This window comes from Kitasatospora sp. NPDC001309 (assembly GCF_042896295.1).
Taxonomy (GTDB): Bacteria; Actinomycetota; Actinomycetes; order Streptomycetales; family Streptomycetaceae; genus Kitasatospora.
The window spans coordinates 140266-155712 of record NZ_JBIAXC010000012.1; the positions used below are offsets into that span (position 1 = coordinate 140266).

Annotated in this window: 16 protein-coding genes; 8 read left to right on the plus strand and 8 right to left on the minus strand. The window is 75.1% G+C overall.

The window, feature by feature from the left end:
- Positions 1 to 112 precede the first annotated feature (112 nt).
- Positions 113 to 1678 (minus strand): N,N-dimethylformamidase beta subunit family domain-containing protein, encoded by a 1566-nt coding sequence (locus tag ACFY2K_RS15355; RefSeq protein WP_387711722.1) that lies wholly within the window; start codon positions 1676 to 1678, stop codon positions 113 to 115.
- Positions 1679 to 2073: 395 nt separating this feature from the next.
- On the opposite strand from ACFY2K_RS15355, the gene ACFY2K_RS15360 reads away from it, so the two are divergent.
- Positions 2074 to 3975, plus strand: a complete 1902-nt coding sequence (locus ACFY2K_RS15360; RefSeq protein WP_375887010.1) for an amino acid transporter — start codon at positions 2074 to 2076, stop codon at positions 3973 to 3975.
- Between the two features lie 7 nt (positions 3976 to 3982).
- Here ACFY2K_RS15360 and ACFY2K_RS15365 read toward each other — a convergent pair whose 3' ends face one another.
- From ACFY2K_RS15365 to ACFY2K_RS15380, 4 genes are all read right to left on the minus strand, one after another.
- Entirely contained in the window at positions 3983 to 4300 is a 318-nt protein-coding gene (locus tag ACFY2K_RS15365; RefSeq protein WP_387711724.1) for a hypothetical protein, read from the minus strand.
- Between the two features lie 85 nt (positions 4301 to 4385).
- Entirely contained in the window at positions 4386 to 4655 is a 270-nt protein-coding gene (locus tag ACFY2K_RS15370) for a GlsB/YeaQ/YmgE family stress response membrane protein (RefSeq protein WP_375887014.1), read from the minus strand.
- Between the two features lie 186 nt (positions 4656 to 4841).
- Positions 4842 to 5642, minus strand: a complete 801-nt coding sequence (locus ACFY2K_RS15375; protein WP_380528560.1) for a HEAT repeat domain-containing protein — start codon at positions 5640 to 5642, stop codon at positions 4842 to 4844.
- A gap of 80 nt (positions 5643 to 5722) precedes the next feature.
- Positions 5723 to 6430, minus strand: coding sequence for a TetR/AcrR family transcriptional regulator (locus ACFY2K_RS15380; protein ID WP_375887018.1), 708 nt, complete (start codon positions 6428 to 6430; stop codon positions 5723 to 5725).
- Between the two features lie 112 nt (positions 6431 to 6542).
- On the opposite strand from ACFY2K_RS15380, the gene ACFY2K_RS15385 reads away from it, so the two are divergent.
- The gene (locus ACFY2K_RS15385) at positions 6543 to 7754 is read left to right on the plus strand and encodes an FAD-dependent monooxygenase (RefSeq protein WP_387711727.1); all 1212 of its coding nucleotides are present in this window, start codon (positions 6543 to 6545) and stop codon (positions 7752 to 7754) included.
- Here the strand turns inward: ACFY2K_RS15385 and ACFY2K_RS15390 are convergent.
- Entirely contained in the window at positions 7738 to 9684 is a 1947-nt protein-coding gene (locus ACFY2K_RS15390; RefSeq protein WP_387711728.1) for a hypothetical protein, read from the minus strand. The two genes, ACFY2K_RS15385 and ACFY2K_RS15390, sit on opposite strands and share 17 nt — an antisense overlap.
- 397 nt (positions 9685 to 10081) lie before the next feature.
- On the opposite strand from ACFY2K_RS15390, the gene ACFY2K_RS15395 reads away from it, so the two are divergent.
- Entirely contained in the window at positions 10082 to 10711 is a 630-nt protein-coding gene (locus tag ACFY2K_RS15395) for a CBS domain-containing protein (RefSeq protein ID WP_380592091.1), read from the plus strand.
- A 140-nt stretch (positions 10712 to 10851) separates the two neighbouring features.
- Positions 10852 to 11502 carry a beta-glucanase gene (locus tag ACFY2K_RS15400; RefSeq protein WP_375887027.1) on the plus strand — a complete coding sequence of 217 codons (651 nt, stop codon included), beginning with the start codon at positions 10852 to 10854 and terminating at the stop codon, positions 11500 to 11502.
- A 91-nt stretch (positions 11503 to 11593) separates the two neighbouring features.
- Here the strand turns inward: ACFY2K_RS15400 and ACFY2K_RS15405 are convergent, their stop codons facing one another.
- A complete protein-coding gene (locus ACFY2K_RS15405; protein WP_380528552.1) occupies positions 11594 to 11965 on the minus strand; it encodes a hypothetical protein in 372 nt (123 codons plus the stop codon).
- Between the two features lie 209 nt (positions 11966 to 12174).
- On the opposite strand from ACFY2K_RS15405, the gene ACFY2K_RS15410 reads away from it, so the two are divergent.
- The gene (locus ACFY2K_RS15410; RefSeq protein ID WP_375887031.1) at positions 12175 to 12549 is read left to right on the plus strand and encodes a hypothetical protein; all 375 of its coding nucleotides are present in this window, start codon (positions 12175 to 12177) and stop codon (positions 12547 to 12549) included.
- Positions 12550 to 12752: 203 nt separating this feature from the next.
- On the opposite strand, the gene ACFY2K_RS15415 is transcribed toward ACFY2K_RS15410, so the two are convergent.
- Positions 12753 to 13163, minus strand: coding sequence for an organic hydroperoxide resistance protein (locus ACFY2K_RS15415; RefSeq protein ID WP_387711730.1), 411 nt, complete (start codon positions 13161 to 13163; stop codon positions 12753 to 12755).
- A 184-nt stretch (positions 13164 to 13347) separates the two neighbouring features.
- Here ACFY2K_RS15415 and ACFY2K_RS15420 point away from each other — a divergent pair, with 184 nt between their 5' ends.
- From ACFY2K_RS15420 to ACFY2K_RS15430, 3 genes are all read left to right on the plus strand, one after another.
- Positions 13348 to 13821 (plus strand): MarR family winged helix-turn-helix transcriptional regulator, encoded by a 474-nt coding sequence (locus tag ACFY2K_RS15420; RefSeq protein WP_375887035.1) that lies wholly within the window; start codon positions 13348 to 13350, stop codon positions 13819 to 13821.
- A 285-nt stretch (positions 13822 to 14106) separates the two neighbouring features.
- Positions 14107 to 14676 (plus strand): RNA polymerase sigma factor, encoded by a 570-nt coding sequence (locus ACFY2K_RS15425; RefSeq protein WP_375887037.1) that lies wholly within the window; start codon positions 14107 to 14109, stop codon positions 14674 to 14676.
- The gene (locus tag ACFY2K_RS15430; protein ID WP_387711732.1) at positions 14673 to 15401 is read left to right on the plus strand and encodes a hypothetical protein; all 729 of its coding nucleotides are present in this window, start codon (positions 14673 to 14675) and stop codon (positions 15399 to 15401) included. Before ACFY2K_RS15425 ends, ACFY2K_RS15430 begins: the two co-directional genes overlap by 4 nt.
- Positions 15402 to 15447 lie beyond the last annotated feature (46 nt).

Genomic DNA, 15447 nt, shown 5'->3' on the forward strand with positions numbered 1-15447 from the left:
ATCGTGCGAGTGTAGCCGGGGCGACGGCCCCTTCCCGCCCGGGGGCGGCGGGGCGGCGTCCCGGGCCCGGGGCCGTGGGCCGGTTCGATCACGATGGACCGCGGGGCAGGTCCTACGCCGTGCCGTAGACGGTGGCGAGGTTGTCGCGGGCGGGGTGGGTGCGGCCGGCCGGACCGGCGGCGAAGAGGCGCAGGACGTTCTCGGTGACCTTGCGGACCACGTCCCCGGCGTGGGCGTCGATGCCGTGCACGCCGCTGCCGTGGGCGTCCAGGGCCTCCACCCAGCGCATCGTGCCGGTGGCGAAGACGCCCGCGCCGCTGGGCACGGTGTAGTAGGCGGTGTCGGAGTGGGAGCGCCGGCCCTCGCAGACCACGGGGGAGTGGGCGATCACCTCGATCGGGCGCGGGGTGGGGAAGGCGGTGTCGACCCGGTCGTACTCGACGCCGACCAGGTGCGGGAAGGACGCCCCGGCCGTCACGCCCGTCCCCTCGAAGGCCCAGTGCTCCGGCGAGGTGACCACGTACGGGGCGTCCACCGGGTAGCCGTCGTAGATCACGCCGAGCAGCGAGCTCTCCGGGTCGGCGCCCGGGCCGGTGCGGAAGTCGGTGGTCGCCGGGGCGCCCGCCTGGTGGCCCGGGTCCTGCGCCCAGGCGTCCTTGTAGCAGACCACGGTGCGGTCCGGCCCGAGCTCGCCGGGCTCGAAGCGGACCCGGCGGAAGCAGCAGTTGGCGCCCAGGATCACCAGGTTCGTCCCGGCGTCGCGGGCCGCCGTCACGTGGGCGCGCTGCTCGGGGGACCAGTACTCGTCGTGGCCCAGCGAGAGCAGGGCGCTGGCACCGTGCAGCAGGCCCGGCTCGCGGGCCACGTCGATCCCGGTGGTGTACGCCAGCGGCAGCCCGAGCCGCTCGGCCAGGGCGATCAGCGGTGCCTCGTAGACCAGGAAGCGCCCGGCGCCGTGGTCGTAGTCGTGCGGCCGGTCGAGGACGACCCGCAGCGAGCGGGTGGCCAGGGTGCCGGTCGGGCCGTTGTAGAGGCTGTAGCCGCCCCACTCGTTGTAGGCCTGCCAGGTCGCCGGGGCGCCCATCACCACGGTTCTTCCGGCGGTGGTCGCGGAGCGGACGGTGAGCGGGACGTAGCTGCGGCCGGAGCCGTCCTCGGCGTCCAGCCGCAGCAGGTAGGCGCCCTCGGGCCAGCCGGCGGTGTCCACGGCGAGGGTGCGCTGCCAACCGGTCAGCACGGTGCGGGTGGCCGGGTCGACGTGCGGGGCGGCCTGCTTGGCGCCGGGGACGTGCGCCCGGCGCCAGACCAGCCGGCCCCGGGCACCGCCGTACCAGCCCATCCGGTACGCGGAGACGGTGAAGGCGGCGGCCGCGGTGGAGACGTGCAGGCCGAAGCTCTCGCCGGGCAGCACGCTGACCCGGTCGGCGAAGCCCTCGACGGCGCCGGGCGCGCCGGGGTCGGTGATCTGCCAGTCGGCGTTGCCGGGCAGGGACTGCTCGTCCGGGGCGGCGTCCTCGGGCCCGGGGTGCCGGGCGCCGGAGGGGTCCGCCGGGCCGGGGGTGCCCGGGGCGTCGGGCGTGGGGTGCGCGGCGGCGTCGGAGCGCTGGGTGCCGCAGGAGGTGACGGCGGCCGCCATCAGGCCCAGGCCGAGGATCCTCCGCCGAGTCGGTTCCGTCACCGCTGTCTCCCTGCCGTCCGTCGCCGTACCCCTGGGCGCGCGGGCTCCGTGGGTCAACCGGATGGGTCAATCCATTGAGTCAACGCGCGCGGACATGTCTACCCCTTTCGAGGAGGCACCGGACACCGCCGCGCCGCTGGCGCCGGGCACGGCCGGGGGTCGGCCGTAGGCCGGCAGGGCCATCCGGGCGCACCCCGGCGTGTTGGGCCGCGCGGCTGCCCGGCCGCTCCGACCCGGTCCCCTAGCCTGGCCCGGGCCCGCCGTCCGGCGGCCTTGGGGGTCCGGAACCGTGCGGCGGCCGGCCGAAGTCGTGGACAGGGGTGTACGTGGTCTCCTCGGGTTCGGTCGAACCGGGAACGGCGCCTTCTACGCGGGGCACGAGGTTCCGGGCGTGGATGCTCGAAGGCCTCTCGGACATGGCCAAGCAGCACCCCGGCCCGCACGTGGAGGCGCCCGCCGAGAAGGGCACGCGCTGGTGGCGGGTGATGTGCCTGACCGGCCTGGACTACTTCTCCACCCTCGGCTACCAACCCGGCATCGCCGCCCTCGCGGCCGGCCTGCTGTCACCGATCGCCACCGTCGTCCTGGTGCTGGTCACCCTGTTCGGCGCCCTGCCGGTCTACCGGCGGGTCGCCGCCGAGAGCCCGCACGGCCAGGGCTCGATCGCGATGCTGGAACGGCTGCTGTCGTTCTGGCAGGGCAAGCTCTTCGTGCTCACCCTGCTCGGCTTCGCCGCCACCGACTTCATGATCACCATCACCCTGTCGGCCGCCGACGCGACCGCCCACCTGATCGAGAACCCGCACCTGCACAGCGCCCTGTCCGGCAAGCAGGTGATGCTCACCCTGATCCTGGTGGCCCTGCTCGGTGCGGTCTTCCTCAAGGGGTTCAGCGAGGCCATCGGCCTGGCCGTCGTCCTGGTCGTCGTCTACCTCGCGCTCAACGTCGTGGTGGTGGCCAACGGCCTCTGGCACGTGTTCAAGGAACCGCACCTGTTCGGCGACTGGACCGACGCCCTCACCGCCGAGCACGGCAACGCCTTCGCGATGATCGGCGTCGCCCTCATCGTCTTCCCCAAGCTCGCCCTCGGCCTGTCCGGCTTCGAGACCGGCGTCGCCGTGATGCCGCTCATCGAGGGCGACCCGGACGACACCGAGGAGAAGCCCACCGGCCGCATCCGCGGCGCCCGGCACCTGCTCACCACCGCCGCCGTGATCATGAGCGCCTTCCTGATCTCCACCAGCATCATCACCACGCTGCTCATCCCCAAGGACGCCTTCAAGACCGGCGGCCCGGCCAACGGGCGGGCCCTCGCCTACCTCGCCCACGAGAACCTGGGCAGCACCTTCGGCAGCGTCTACGACCTGTCCACCATCGCCATCCTCTGGTTCGCCGGGGCCTCCGCCATGGCCGGACTGCTCAACCTGATGCCCCGCTACCTGCCCCGCTACGGCATGGCCCCGCACTGGGCCCGGGCGGTGCGGCCGACCGTCATCGTGCTGACCCTGATCGCCTTCCTGGTCACCTGGATCTTCGACGCCAACGTCGACTCCCAGGGCGGCGCCTACGCGACCGGCGTCCTGGTGCTGATCAGCTCCGCCGCGGTCGCCGTCACCATCGCCGCCCGCAAGGCCGGGGAGCGGCACTGGACCGTCACCTTCGCGGTGATCGCCGCCGTGTTCCTCTACACCACGGCCGTGAACATCGCCGAGCGCCCGGACGGCGTCAAGATCGGCGCCTGCTTCATCGCCGGCATCATGCTGGTGTCCTTCCTCTCCCGGCTCAAGCGCGCCTTCGAACTGCGCGTCACCGACGTGGTCCTGGACGACGTCGCCGAGCGGTTCGTCCGGGACTACACGTACCGCCCGCTGCGCCTGATCGCCAACGAGCCGAACAGCCGGGACCTCGCCGAGTACCGCGACAAGGTCCACCAGATCCGCCGGGACAACGACATCCCGCCGGAGGACGACCTGGTCTTCGTCGAGGTCACCGTGCTCGACCCGTCCGACTTCGAGGCCGAACTGACCGTCCGCGGCGAAGTGCTGCACGACCGCTACCGGGTGCTCTCGCTGCAGAGCTCCAGCGTCCCCAACGCGCTGGCCGCCCTGCTGCTCCAGGTGCGCGACCTGACCGGGCAGCAGCCGCACATCTACTTCGAGTGGACCGAGGGCAACCCCTTCGCCCAGTTCCTGCGGTTCTTCCTGTTCGGCCAGGGCGAGATCGCCCCGGTCACCCGCGAAGTCCTCCGCGAGGCCGAACCCGACCGCACCCGCCGCCCCGCCGTGCACGTGGGCTGAGCGGGGTTCAGACCTCGTCGAACGGTTCGTCCGACCACCGCCACGACGCCCGGTCGCCACGTATGTGCAGCAGGAACTCGGCGACCGGGCCGCTCGGGGACGCCAGGGCGAGCGCACCGTCGATCCGGTCGTACGCCCGCTCGAAGGCCTCGTGGTCCTCGGCGTCGACGAAGGCGGCGGATTCGTCGAACCACGGCTTCACCTCGGCGAAGCCGGCCCGGGGGACGAATCGCCCGTCCAGCCAGGGGAAGTCGGCGCCGTCCACGACGATGTCGCCGAGCGGCGCTCCCTCGCGCAGCAGTTGCCAGCGGTCTCCGATGGGCATCGCGCGCCCCTCCCGTCCGGGCCCGTTCGGTGGGCCCGGACAGGAGTCTTGCAGCTGCCACTGACAATCCCGGCGCGGTGCCCGGTCAGCGGGAGGTGCGGTTCTTGGACCAGGCCGGGGCGACGAGGGCCACCAGGGCCACGGCGAAGCCGAGTTGGAGGATGTGACGGATCCAGTCGATGCCGGAGGTGTGGCGCACGCCGATCCAGCCGGAGACGGCGTTGCCGAGCCAGGCCCCGGCGGCGCCGAGGAGCATGGTCAGCCACCAGGGGATCGACTGCGGCCCGCGCAGGATCAGCTTGGCGAGTACGCCGAGCACGAAGCCGATGAGCAGAATCCACAGGAGCTGGAACATCGCGGTCCACCTTCCGGGCGCCGCCGGAATGGACCGGCGCGCCGTGTCGTCGAAGACGCGGTTCGTCCCATGATCACCCGGTTCCGCCGAACGGGCACGTCGGAGGGGAACCTCGCAGGTCCTGGCGCGGACCGGCCCGGACCCACGGGCGGGTGCCCCGGGCCGACAGGTGGGCGGCCGGAGGCCTCAGAGCGTCCGGACGTCCGCGACGGCCTCGCGGACGTCCGGGTGCGGGTCCTCGGCGAGGGGGTCCAGCAGTTCGGCGACGCCGGGTGTCGACCAGCCCTGGACCGCCCAGACCAGTTCGCGGCGGACGGTCGGGTCGGGGTGGGCGGCGAGTCGGGCGAGGCGGTCCACCGGGCCTCGGCGGCGCAGGCCGAACCAGTGCAGGGCGTCCCGCAGGGCGGCCGGATCGCCGGGGTCGCCCGCGGCCTCGATCCGGGCGAGCAGGACGGGGACGGGTGGTGGCGGTCCGTCCAGCGGGTGCGGGTGGCGTTCGCGCAGCCGTCGGCCGCCGTACTCGCCGCGGATCCGGCAGCCGAAGCAGGTGCAGGGGCGGGTGCCGTGGGCGCCGGGGAGGTAGCGCCAGCCGGCCACCTGCGGCACGGCGCGGATCCGGTGCACCTCGCGCGTGCCGATCGCCCTCGGTACGACCACCTCCCAGCCGCGCGGGTCGGGCTGGGCGGCGACCCGGGCGACCGCCTCGGCGGCGGTCAGCCACTGCTGGGCGTCCTTGGCGCGGTCGCGGTAGTGCCCGACCAGCACCTCCTGCGCGTCGTCCAGCCGGACGTGCACCGCGGACAGCGCGCCCTTCGGCCCGAACCGGGCGAGTTCGCGCAGCCACTGGTGGGTCAGGGTGTAGGAGGGCAGCACGGGGAAGCAGTACACCCCGCGCACCCCGCCCTGGCCCCGGCTGTCGGCCCGGATCCCGGCGCGGCGGATGCGCGGCGTGTTCGCCGCGGCCGTCAGGTGCACGAACATCGCCATGGGAGCGGATGCTAGCCGCCTGCGCGGCCCGGGCTCGACGGGTTTTCGGCCGACGGCGCGGTTCGTCGGGGGCCGGCGGGTTACGGGCGGGTGCGCCGGTCGATCAGGGCGGCCAGGCCGTCCAGGATGCGGGCCAGGCCGAAGTCCAGGGCCTGGTCGCGGCCGTCCGGGTCGGCCATCGCGGCGGCCACGGCGGGGTAGCGGTCGGCGTGCCGGTGGACCACCGTGCCGAGGGCGGCGAGGAGTTCGGCCTCGGGGGAGCCGTCCGGTCCCACCGCGCGGGCCTGTTCGGCGATGGTGCGCACGTGTCCGGCGAGCAGGACGGCGGCGTCCATCCGCTCGGCGCCGGTCAGCCCGTGGCCGTCGAGGGCGGCCACCACCCCTTCCAGCCAGGCGAGTTCCCGCGGGCCGGGGACGCGGGGGCCGAGGGTGGCGTCCAGCAGCCACGGGTGCCGGGCGATGGCCTCGGACAAGTGACGCGCCCAGGCGGTGAGTTGCTCCCGCCAGTCCGGTGCGCCGACGACCCCGGGCGGCTCGCCGAAGGCCGACTCGACCATCAGCGCGACGAGTTCGGCCTTGCCGGGGACGTACCGGTAGAGCGACATCTTGGTGAAGTCCAGCAGCCCGGCCACCTTCTGCATGGAGACGGCGCCCAGTCCTTCGGCGTCCGCGACCTCGACGCCCGCGGTGGCGATCCGCTCCAGGCTGAGGGCCGGCTTCGGCCCGCGGGTCGGCCGTGCGGGCTGTTCCCAGAGCAGCCGGACCGTGTCGTTCGCCGCCTCGCCCATCGCCTGCTCCCGTCCCGGGGGTTGCCCGTCCGCGCCAACTGTGTCTACCGTACACAGCAATGAACTGTGTCTCGTGGACACAGTTGTCGGATCCTCGAACGGAGTGGTTCCCGTGAGTGCTTCCGCGCGCACCAGCGTGCTGATCTCGGGCGCGAGCATCGCCGGCCCCGCCCTGGCCCACTGGCTGGGCCGGTACGGCTTCGACGTCACCGTGGTCGAACTCGCCCCGGCGCTGCGCGGCGGCGGGCAGAACGTCGACTTCCGCGGGCACACCCACCTCGGCGTGCTGGAGCGCATGGGCGTGCTGGAGGAACTGCGCGCCCTGGACACCGGCGGCAGCCCGATCACCTTCGTCGACCAGGACGGGCGCCGACTCCTGCACCTGCCCGCCGAGTTCGCGGGCGGCGAGCTGGAGATCCCGCGCGGAGAACTGGCCCAGGTGCTGCACCGGCACAGCGGAGCCCGCGCCGAGTACGTCTTCGGTGACTCCGTCGAGGCCTTGGAGCAGACGGCGGCCGGGGTGCAGGTCGCCTTCCGGCGGGCCGCGCCGCGCGAGTTCGACCTGGTGATCGGTGCCGACGGGCTGCACTCCACCGTCCGGCGGCTCGCCTTCGGGCCCGAGCAGCGGTTCGTCCGTCACCTCGGCTACTACGCGGCGACCTGGCAGCTGCCCGCCGGTGGCGCGCTGCCGGCCGGTGGGACGGCCCTGAACGTCCCCGGCCGGCTGATGTCCGTCGGCGCTGACCCGCGCGACCCGGACCGGGCGGGCGCCTTCTGCCTGTTCGCCTCGCCCGAACTGCGCTACGACCGCCACGACACCCGACAGCAGAAGGACCTGGTCCGCACCGCCTTCGCCGGCCTCGGCTGGAAGGTCCCGGAACTGCTGCGGAGCCTGGACGAGGCGCCCGAGCCGTACTTCGACTCGATCAGCCGCGCCGACGTCCCCGCCTGGTCCACCGGCCGGATCGCCCTGCTCGGCGACGCCGCCTGCGGGGCCACCATCGGCGGGATGGGCACCGGCACGGCGGTGGTGGCCGCGTACGTCCTGGCGGGCGAGCTGGCGCTGGCCCGCGGCGACCACCGGGCCGCCTTCGCCCGGTACGAGGGGCTGCTGCGCGACTACGCCCGGGGCTGCCAGAAGGGTGGGGACCGGACCGGCCCGTTCCTGGCGCCGCGCACCGCGGCCGGACTGCGGCTGCGCAACGGGCTGCTCAACCGGCGGTGGGTGCTGAACCGGATGCTGGAGCTGGGCAAGCAGGTGTCGAGCGTCGAACTGCCTGACTACGGGGCGCTGTTGGCGGGGCGGTTCAGTGCGGCGGGGTGATCCGGTTGCCGTTGTCGAGCAGTGCCTCGACCTGGACGGTGCCGCGGGCGGGCCGTTCGACCGCGAGGGTGTGGTCCGGGGCCGGCCGGTCGGCCGACCAGTCCGGGCCCTTGACGGTCAGCCGGGTGACCCGCCGGCTGCCCGCCGCGAGCAGGTAGTCCGCGCCCTGCGGGGAGTGCCACCACGCCCAGGCGACGGTGTCCTGCTCGAACCGGCTGCACCCGCGGCCCGGCCCGCCGCCGGTGCGCTGCGGGCCCCGGGCGGTCGGCAGCAGCACGGCGGTGGCGGCGCTGCCCTCGCCCGTCCAGCGGTCGGCGCGCAGGCAGTACCAGGCGGCCGCGCCGGCGTTCTGCGGCAGCGGCTGCACCGCGAAGGCCCACAGGTTGAGCTGCTTGACGCCCGGGGTGCCGTCCGGCACGGCGCAGCCGGCCCGTGCCCAGGCCACCAGGGCGTCCTGGCCGGTGGACTCGCGCGGCGAGCGGGCGGGCTGGGTGCGGTCCGGCGGCGGGGTGTAGGTGAGGTGGGCCGGGACGAGGCCGCCGAGGTCGGCCAGCAGGAAGGCGTGCTTCTCGGCGATCACCGAGGAGGAGCGCAGCTGGAGCACGGTGGCACCCCGGCAGTCCGCGAGCCCGCCGCCCGGTGCGGCCGGGGTGACCCCGTCGGGGTGGTCCAGCGGGCGGGCGGCGGTGTCGGGCTGGTCGATCCGGCGGGTCTCGGCGGTGTCCACCCAGGGCGCCAGCAGGTAGCGCAGGGCGGTGCCCCGGCGGCTCAGCACCACCGCGCCCGCCGTGGTCACGTCGGAGTCGTCGGCCCGTGCCAGGTCGAGCCCGCCGTCGTGCCCGTCGGTCCAGCGGGCGATCCGGCGGCCGTCGTACAGCACGGCCACGCCGGTGCCGTCGACCGTCCCGGCGTACAGCAGCTGCGGCGGGGTGTCGGGCGGTGCGGTGTCCGTACCCGGCTCGGCCCGGGTCTGCGGGCCCGGCTGGGCCCAGGCGGCCAGGGCCCGGCCGAGCAGGGCCGTGTCCGCGCGCCGGTCGCCGCGGGCGGGCCAGGCGGTGAAGTCGATCCGCGCGGTGTGCTGCCAGGCGTCCGGGCCGACCCGGACCAGCCGGGCCGGGTCGGTGACGGCGCCCGGGGGCCGCAGGGCCGACCGCGGGGCACTGCTCGCCGGGGCGGAGCCGCCGCCCAGCACCGCGGCCGTCGTGGTCAGCCCGAGCACCCCGACCGCCAGCGCGGCGGTGAGCGTACGGCGGCGGCGCAGCAGGTCGGTGGGCTGGACCCGGACGGCGCACGGGTCGAAGGCGAGCGGCTCGTCCTCGGGTCCGGCCGGGACCTCGGCGGCCGCCGCGAGTGCCTCGGTGGGCCGCTCCACTCCGGCGGCGCGCAGCACCTCCAGCGCCTCCGGGCCGTCCAGCCCCTCGACCACGTGCAGGGCGAAGGCGGCCCGGGCCGGGGCGTCCAGGGCGGCGAGCGCGTGGTCCAGTGCCGCGTCCCGCTCGCCGCCGTGCGGGGTGAACAGCCGCAGGCCCCAGACCCGGGGTGCCAGCAGCCGCGCGGCCGGGCGCGGGCGCAGGGCGGTGCGCAGCACCCGTAGGCGCAGCGCTGCGTAGACCGGGTCGGGGTCGGTGCCGGGGTCGGTGCCGGTGGTCGTCGGCGCGCTGCCGGCCGGATCGGTGGAGGCGGGAGTCGGGGGAGGGGTGGAGGCAGGGGCAGGGGCGGTGCGGCGGGTCCAGCGGAACGGCAGGGCGCGCTGGACGGCCGCGTGCGCGGCGAGCACCCGGCTGTGCCGGTCCCGGTCGGCGGGCAGGGCCAGGTAGGCGAGCCGGACCAGCCTGCGGTAGTGGTGCACCAGCGCGGCCTCGGCCTCCGCCACCGGTCGCGCCGGGACGCCCCGGGGCGCCGGTTCCGCGCCCACCGTCCGTGCTGCCAACGGGCCCTCCCGGTGCCGATCGCTGTCGTGGTGGACGGTCCAACGAGTCGATCATGTGATGGTTGCGCCGTTCGGGGTGTGCGGCGGGCTGCCGCGCGCCGTCGGACGCGTCGGGTCGTCGGCCCGGGCGGGCGCGGCGGCCTCCGGGGGCACAGAGGCTCTGGGCGGGGAGCCCCGGGTGTGCCGGCCCCGGGTGCGGTGGCCGGGCAGTCTCCCGTGTCGGAGGTGTGTTCGCAGGTCAGGGCCCTTGGTCCCACCCGTTCGGCCCCTTGGCCCCTGGCGCTCCGCCCGGCCGGGGGCCATGCTGCCGGTACCGGCCGGGACGATCCGCGCCCGATCGGACCAGCATCGTTGGACGAGGTGAACCGGCGTGCGGCATGCCACCGTCGAATCTGTGATGACCAGCCCCGTGGTCCGGATCGCGCCCGAGACCGGCTTCCGGGAGATCGTCGCGCTGCTGACCGAGTACGACATCACCGGGGTGCCGGTGGTGGACCCGGACGGTCGGCCGCTGGGTGTGGTGTCGGAGGCGGATCTGCTGCGCACGCTGGCGGCGCAGGAGGACCCGGGCAGCCTGCTGCCCGCGCCCGAGTGGGCGAAGGCCGGGCCGGGCGGCGAGGTCACGGCGGCGGAGCTGATGACGGCGCAGCCCGTCTGCACCACGCCCGGCACCAGCGTGGTCGCGGCGGCCCGGCAGATGAGCCGGCACGGGCTCAAGCGGCTGCCGGTGCTGGACGAGGAGGGGCGGGTCGTCGGCATGGTGAGCCGCGGCGACCTGCTGCGGGTGTTCCTGCGCGAGGACCGGGTGATCCGGCGGGAGATCGTCGAGGAGGTGCTCGGGCGGATCGACGGGGTGAGCCCGGCGGAGATCGGGGTGGAGGTCGACCAGGGGCGGGTGGTGCTCAGCGGCAGCGTGCCCGAGGCGCACCTGGTGCCGATCGTGCTGAACCTCTGCCGCTCGGTGGACGGGGTGGTCTCGGTGACCGACCGGCTCCGGGCCGGGGGCGCCACTGCGTCGGTCGGCTGATCGGCGGGGCCCGCTCGGCCGCGGCGGCCCGGTCAGAAGCCGGACGATTTGCTTCGCATACTGCGGAGGGTATCGGGTAACTCACTCTGTGTGCCCGGCGGTTCGGACTGCCGGGGCGACGGAGCACTCGGGAGGCGGCCGTGGCGGTCGTGTTCGACGCGGACTTCACTTCGACCGGGCAGTGGGTCGCCGGGCGCAGCAGCGCATACCCCCGGATGGGGCCGACCAACCGGAGCGACCACAAGCTCGACTACCTGAGTCACGACTACTGCCCGGGTGGGCAGTTCACCGCCGTGCGGCGGCGCACCGGCGGGCTGTGGACGTGCAACCTGCTGACCACCGAGGGCAGTCCGGAGGGCTTCCAGGTCCGCACCGGGGACGTCCTGTCGGCGCAGGTGACGCTGCCCGTCCAGTTGGGCGCCTGGCCGGCGATCTGGACCTGGCGGGACGGTGGCAACGAGGTCGACCTCTTCGAGTACCACCCGGACAACCCGGACCTGCTGGAGATCTCCAACCACGTGCGCGGCGGCTTCCGTTACTGGCACGGTGGCGGCGTCGGGGTCGGCCCGGGGGCGAGCATCGGCCTGCGGGTGGTGCTCGGCGCGAACTCGGTGGACTGGTACGTCGAGGAGGAGCTGGTCTACGCGGACCTGCACGGGGTCGGGGCCGGCTGGCACGCCTACCTGATCGTCAACATGTCGGTGTCGGACGGGACGTACCACGCCCGGCCGCCGTTCGACGGGCCGAACCGGCTGAGCTGGGTCTGCGAGAGCCTGACGGTGGAACGCTGAGCGGCCCGGCGGGCCCGGGCCGTCGGGAGTGCTCGCGCTGTCGGGGGCGCTCGCGCCGTCCCGTGTGCCTGGGGCGTCCGCCGCGCCGCCGTTACGGCGCGAAGGTGGCGGTGATCGGGCCGCCCGGTCCGAAGCGGTGGAACCAGACCGCCCGGCGGTGGGTGCCGATGTGTGCCGGGTCGGTGACGTAGAGGTCGTCACGCGGGGCGCGTTCGTTGCCGGGGGCCAGGGCGGCGTCCACGGCCCGGTCGGCGAGCGCGCGGAGCAGGGCGGCGGCGGTGGCCTCGGCCGCGGTGGGGGCGATCGCCAGGGCGGCGAGCTCGGTCCAGAGCGCGGTGGCGACGTAGGAGATCGGCGAGTGGTTGAGCGCCGGGTGGGGATGCCCGTCGGTGGTGCGGCGGAGCAGCCCGGCCGCGACCAGTTGCTCGGGGGAGCGGCGGTCGTCGGGCGGATGGTGGTTCATGGACGGAAACGCTACCCCGGTGCGCGGGGCCGGTTCCGCAGGAACGTTTTCTCAGGCTTTCTTCACGACGCTTTGACCCGTCGCGGGCGCACGATGGTGGTAAGGCGCTGGTCACCCCGGGCAGCGCGGCAGTTCAGGCCGTACGACGCCCCGGTGGTCACGGCGTCGATCACCTCGGCGGGCCCGCAGGGTCGGAGGAGGAGGACCTGATGAGGCACTGGCATTGGCACGGCTACGGGCCCGGCCACGGTCCGGGCGGCTGGGGCATCGCCCTGATGGCGATCGTCTCGCTGCTCGTCCTGGCGGTGCTGGTGCTCCTGGCCGTCGCCCTGTTCCGCTACGTCTCGCGCTCGCGGCAGCCCGTCCCGCACGGACCGGGCGGCGCGGGGGTCACGGGTGCCGGTCCCGGTGGACCGCACGGCTGGGGGCACGGCCCGACCCCGGAGCAGGTGCTCGCGGAGCGCTTCGCGCGGGGCGAGATCGACGCGGAGGAGTACCGGCACCGATGGGAGACGCTGCGTTCGCCGGGTGGCCCCGGTGGGCCGGGTGGCACGAACGGCCCGGTCGGGCCTCCCAGCAGCTGACCGGGTGCGAGGTCGGGGCACTGGACCGGGGGTTTCCGGGGGCAGGGGGCGGGGGGAGCGGCTGAGGCCCGCCGCACGTGAGGTGCGGCGGGCCTCGTCGCCGAGCGGGGGTGGGCAGGCTCCGGGCGGATCGTTGGGCCCCGCCCGGAGCCTGCCCGTTGCCTGTCCGGGGTCCGCCCCGGGGCGGGTGTTGCCCGGCGGTGTTACTCGACGACCAGCTCGACCGGGATGGTGCCCCGGGTGGCGCGGGAGTACGGGCAGACCTCGTGCGCCTGCTTGACCAGCAGCTCGCCGCCCTCGCCCGCGAGCGCCTCGGGCAGCTCGACGCGCAGCACGACGGCCAGGCCGAAGCCCGCGCCGTCCTTGCCGATGGACACCTCGGCGGTCACCGAGACCTCGCTGGTGTCCACCCGGGCCTGCCGGCCGACCAGGCCGAGGGCGCTGGCGAAGCAGGCGGCGTAACCGGCGGCGAACAGCTGCTCGGGGTTGGTGCCCTGGCCGCTGCCGCCGAGTGCGGGCGGCATCGCCAGGGCGAGGTCCAGCTGGCCGTCCGAGCTGACGGCGCGGCCCTCGCGGCCGTTGGCGGTGGCGGCGGCGGTGTAGAGCGCGTCCATGGTGGGTCCCTTCGTGGTGCGCGGTCCGCGGTGCGTCGCGGTGCGCGGGGGCGGGCGGAGTCGTCCTGTTCCGGCGGCCGTCCGGTCCTCCGTGGAGGTCCGGCTGCCGACTGCTCCATAAGTAGAGCACGCAATTCAGTTGTGCACAACTAGATGGCGCGACGGCGATCGGTACCATGGGGTCATGACCACGCTCCCCGGCATGGCGGACGAGGAACTGCTCCGCCTCGACCAGCAGATCTGCTTCTCGCTCAACGCCGCCTCCCGCGCCTTCGGCGGCGTCTACCGGGTCCTGCTCCGGGACCTCGGGCTCACCTACCCGCAGTACCTGGTCATGCTGGTGCTCTGGGAGGACGGCGAGCTGCCCGTCAAGCGGATCGGCGAGCGCCTGCGGCTCGACTCCGGCACCCTCTCCCCGCTGCTCAAGCGCCTGGAGGCAGCCGGACTGGTGCGCCGCGAGCGCAGCCCGGAGGACGAGCGGTCGGTGACCGTCAGCCTCACCGCCGAGGGGGCGGCGCTGCGCGAGCGGGCCGGGCAGGTGCCGCGCCGGCTGCTCACGGCCACCGGGCTGCCGGTCGAGGACCTGGCCGCGCTGCGGGTGCTGCTGGAGCGGGTGACCGTCGCGCTGGACTCGGCGGACGTGCAGCCGGCGCCGTAGGGCGGTCGCCGGGTGGGCGGTCGTCGGGGGTAGTCGTCGGGGCTTGTCAAGCCGCCATCCGAACGAGTGTGATCTGGGTCACTCCGGGGTGGTCGGGCGCCCGTTCGCACCCACGAACGGGCAGGTCAGCGGCCTGGTTCGAAAGTGAACAGAATTGTTCCCAAATGTCCGCCCGATCCGGTCGACAACCCGCCCCTCCCGGACGGTTACACCACGAGCCCCGAAACGGGCCGTCGGCGTGCCAACCGGTGGGCCGGCCAGCTGACCCAGGAGAAGGGGGCGCGTGTGAACACTCCCGGGCCGGGGGAGGAGCGGGGCCTTCGGGCGGACCCGCTCGACGACCTGCCGAACGACTTCGAGGCGTTCTTCACCCGCGAGAACACCGGCTACCTCCGCTACGCCCGGCAGCGCCTGCGCCACCGCGAGGACGCCCAGGACGCCGTGCAGAACGCCGGCACCACGCTCTACCGGAACTGGCGCCGGGCCCTGGCCAGCGCGGACCCGCAGGCCTTCGCCTTCAAGATCGTCAAGGACGCGGTGGTCGACGTCCTGCGCGAACGCGGCCGGGCCGAGCGCAAGCGGCTCCGGGTGATCGCCCAGCGCCGCCCCGACACCAGCCAGGACGAGCTGGAGGAGCTCGCCGAACTGGACGCCCTGGACTGGGCGATGGACGCCCTCGCGCGCGCCGCGCCCGTCCAGGCCGACGTGGTCCGGCTGCGCCAGGCGGGCACCTCCTACCCCGACATCGGCCGGGCGCTCGGCATCGCCCACACCACCGCCCGCACCTACTACAGCCTCGGGCGGCGCCACCTGGAGTACCTGCTGGAACACCCGGACGACGGGCAGGCGACATGAGGGTCACCGAGCTGCTGCGCGCGCACGCCGCCGAGCTGGACGAGGAGTTCCGCGACCACGACCCGGTGGCCTTCACCCGTCGGCTGGCCGAACGGCTGGCCGCCGCCCGCCGGGCCGCCCCGACCGGCCGCGAGCGCCCCGCCCGGCCCCCCGCCGTCGCCCGGCCGCCGCACGCCGGGGCCGCCGGGGACCACCTCCGGTCCGGCGGGCGGGCCGAACTGCGGCGGGACCTGCGCCACCTGTGCGCGGGGGTGGCGGGCGCGGTCGAGCCCGGCGAACTGGCCCTGGACCTCGAACTCGCCGAGAAGGCCGCCTTCCGCACCCTCGGCTGCCTGCTCTACGGCATGGGCCGCACGGCGGACGGGGTCTTCTGGTGGCGGATCGCCGCCCAGTACGGCGACCAGCTGGCCGTCCACTGCCTGGCCGTCCACTACGCCGCCGAGGGCGAACGGGGCGACGCGGCGCGCTGGGCCGCCGAGGCCGAGGACCTCAGCGACCCGGGGCGGCTGCCCGAACTCGCCCCGGCGGTGCGGCCGGGCTGCGCCGCCGAGCTCACCCGGCTGCTGGCGGAGCGGTACGACGGGGAGATCCTGCTGACGCTGCGGGACACCGTGGCGGCGCCGCCGACTGGGCCCGGGGCGGGAGCGGGGGCGGGAGTCGGGGCGGCGGCCGGGCCGCTGGGCGCCCACCCGGTGCGCGGGCGGGGGGCGACGCGGATCCGCTGAGGGGTGCGGTGCGGCCGAGCGCGCGGGAACGGCCGGGGGTGCGCTG

Bases quoted from the DNA above. Each gene is read 5' to 3' on its own strand.
- ACFY2K_RS15360 (WP_375887010.1), top strand. From the start codon at position 2,074: ATGCTCGAAGGCCTCTCGGACATGGCCAAGCAGCACCCCGGCCCGCAC.
- ACFY2K_RS15365 (WP_387711724.1), bottom strand. From the start codon at position 4,300: ATGCCCATCGGAGACCGCTGGCAACTGCTGCGCGAGGGAGCGCCGCTC.
- ACFY2K_RS15370 (WP_375887014.1), bottom strand. From the start codon at position 4,655: ATGTTCCAGCTCCTGTGGATTCTGCTCATCGGCTTCGTGCTCGGCGTA.
- ACFY2K_RS15375 (WP_380528560.1), bottom strand. From the start codon at position 5,642: ATGGCGATGTTCGTGCACCTGACGGCCGCGGCGAACACGCCGCGCATC.
- ACFY2K_RS15380 (WP_375887018.1), bottom strand. From the start codon at position 6,430: ATGGGCGAGGCGGCGAACGACACGGTCCGGCTGCTCTGGGAACAGCCC.
- ACFY2K_RS15395 (WP_380592091.1), top strand. From the start codon at position 10,082: ATGACCAGCCCCGTGGTCCGGATCGCGCCCGAGACCGGCTTCCGGGAG.
- ACFY2K_RS15405 (WP_380528552.1), bottom strand. From the start codon at position 11,965: ATGAACCACCATCCGCCCGACGACCGCCGCTCCCCCGAGCAACTGGTC.
- ACFY2K_RS15410 (WP_375887031.1), top strand. From the start codon at position 12,175: ATGAGGCACTGGCATTGGCACGGCTACGGGCCCGGCCACGGTCCGGGC.
- ACFY2K_RS15415 (WP_387711730.1), bottom strand. From the start codon at position 13,163: ATGGACGCGCTCTACACCGCCGCCGCCACCGCCAACGGCCGCGAGGGC.
- ACFY2K_RS15420 (WP_375887035.1), top strand. From the start codon at position 13,348: ATGACCACGCTCCCCGGCATGGCGGACGAGGAACTGCTCCGCCTCGAC.
- ACFY2K_RS15430 (WP_387711732.1), top strand. From the start codon at position 14,673: ATGAGGGTCACCGAGCTGCTGCGCGCGCACGCCGCCGAGCTGGACGAG.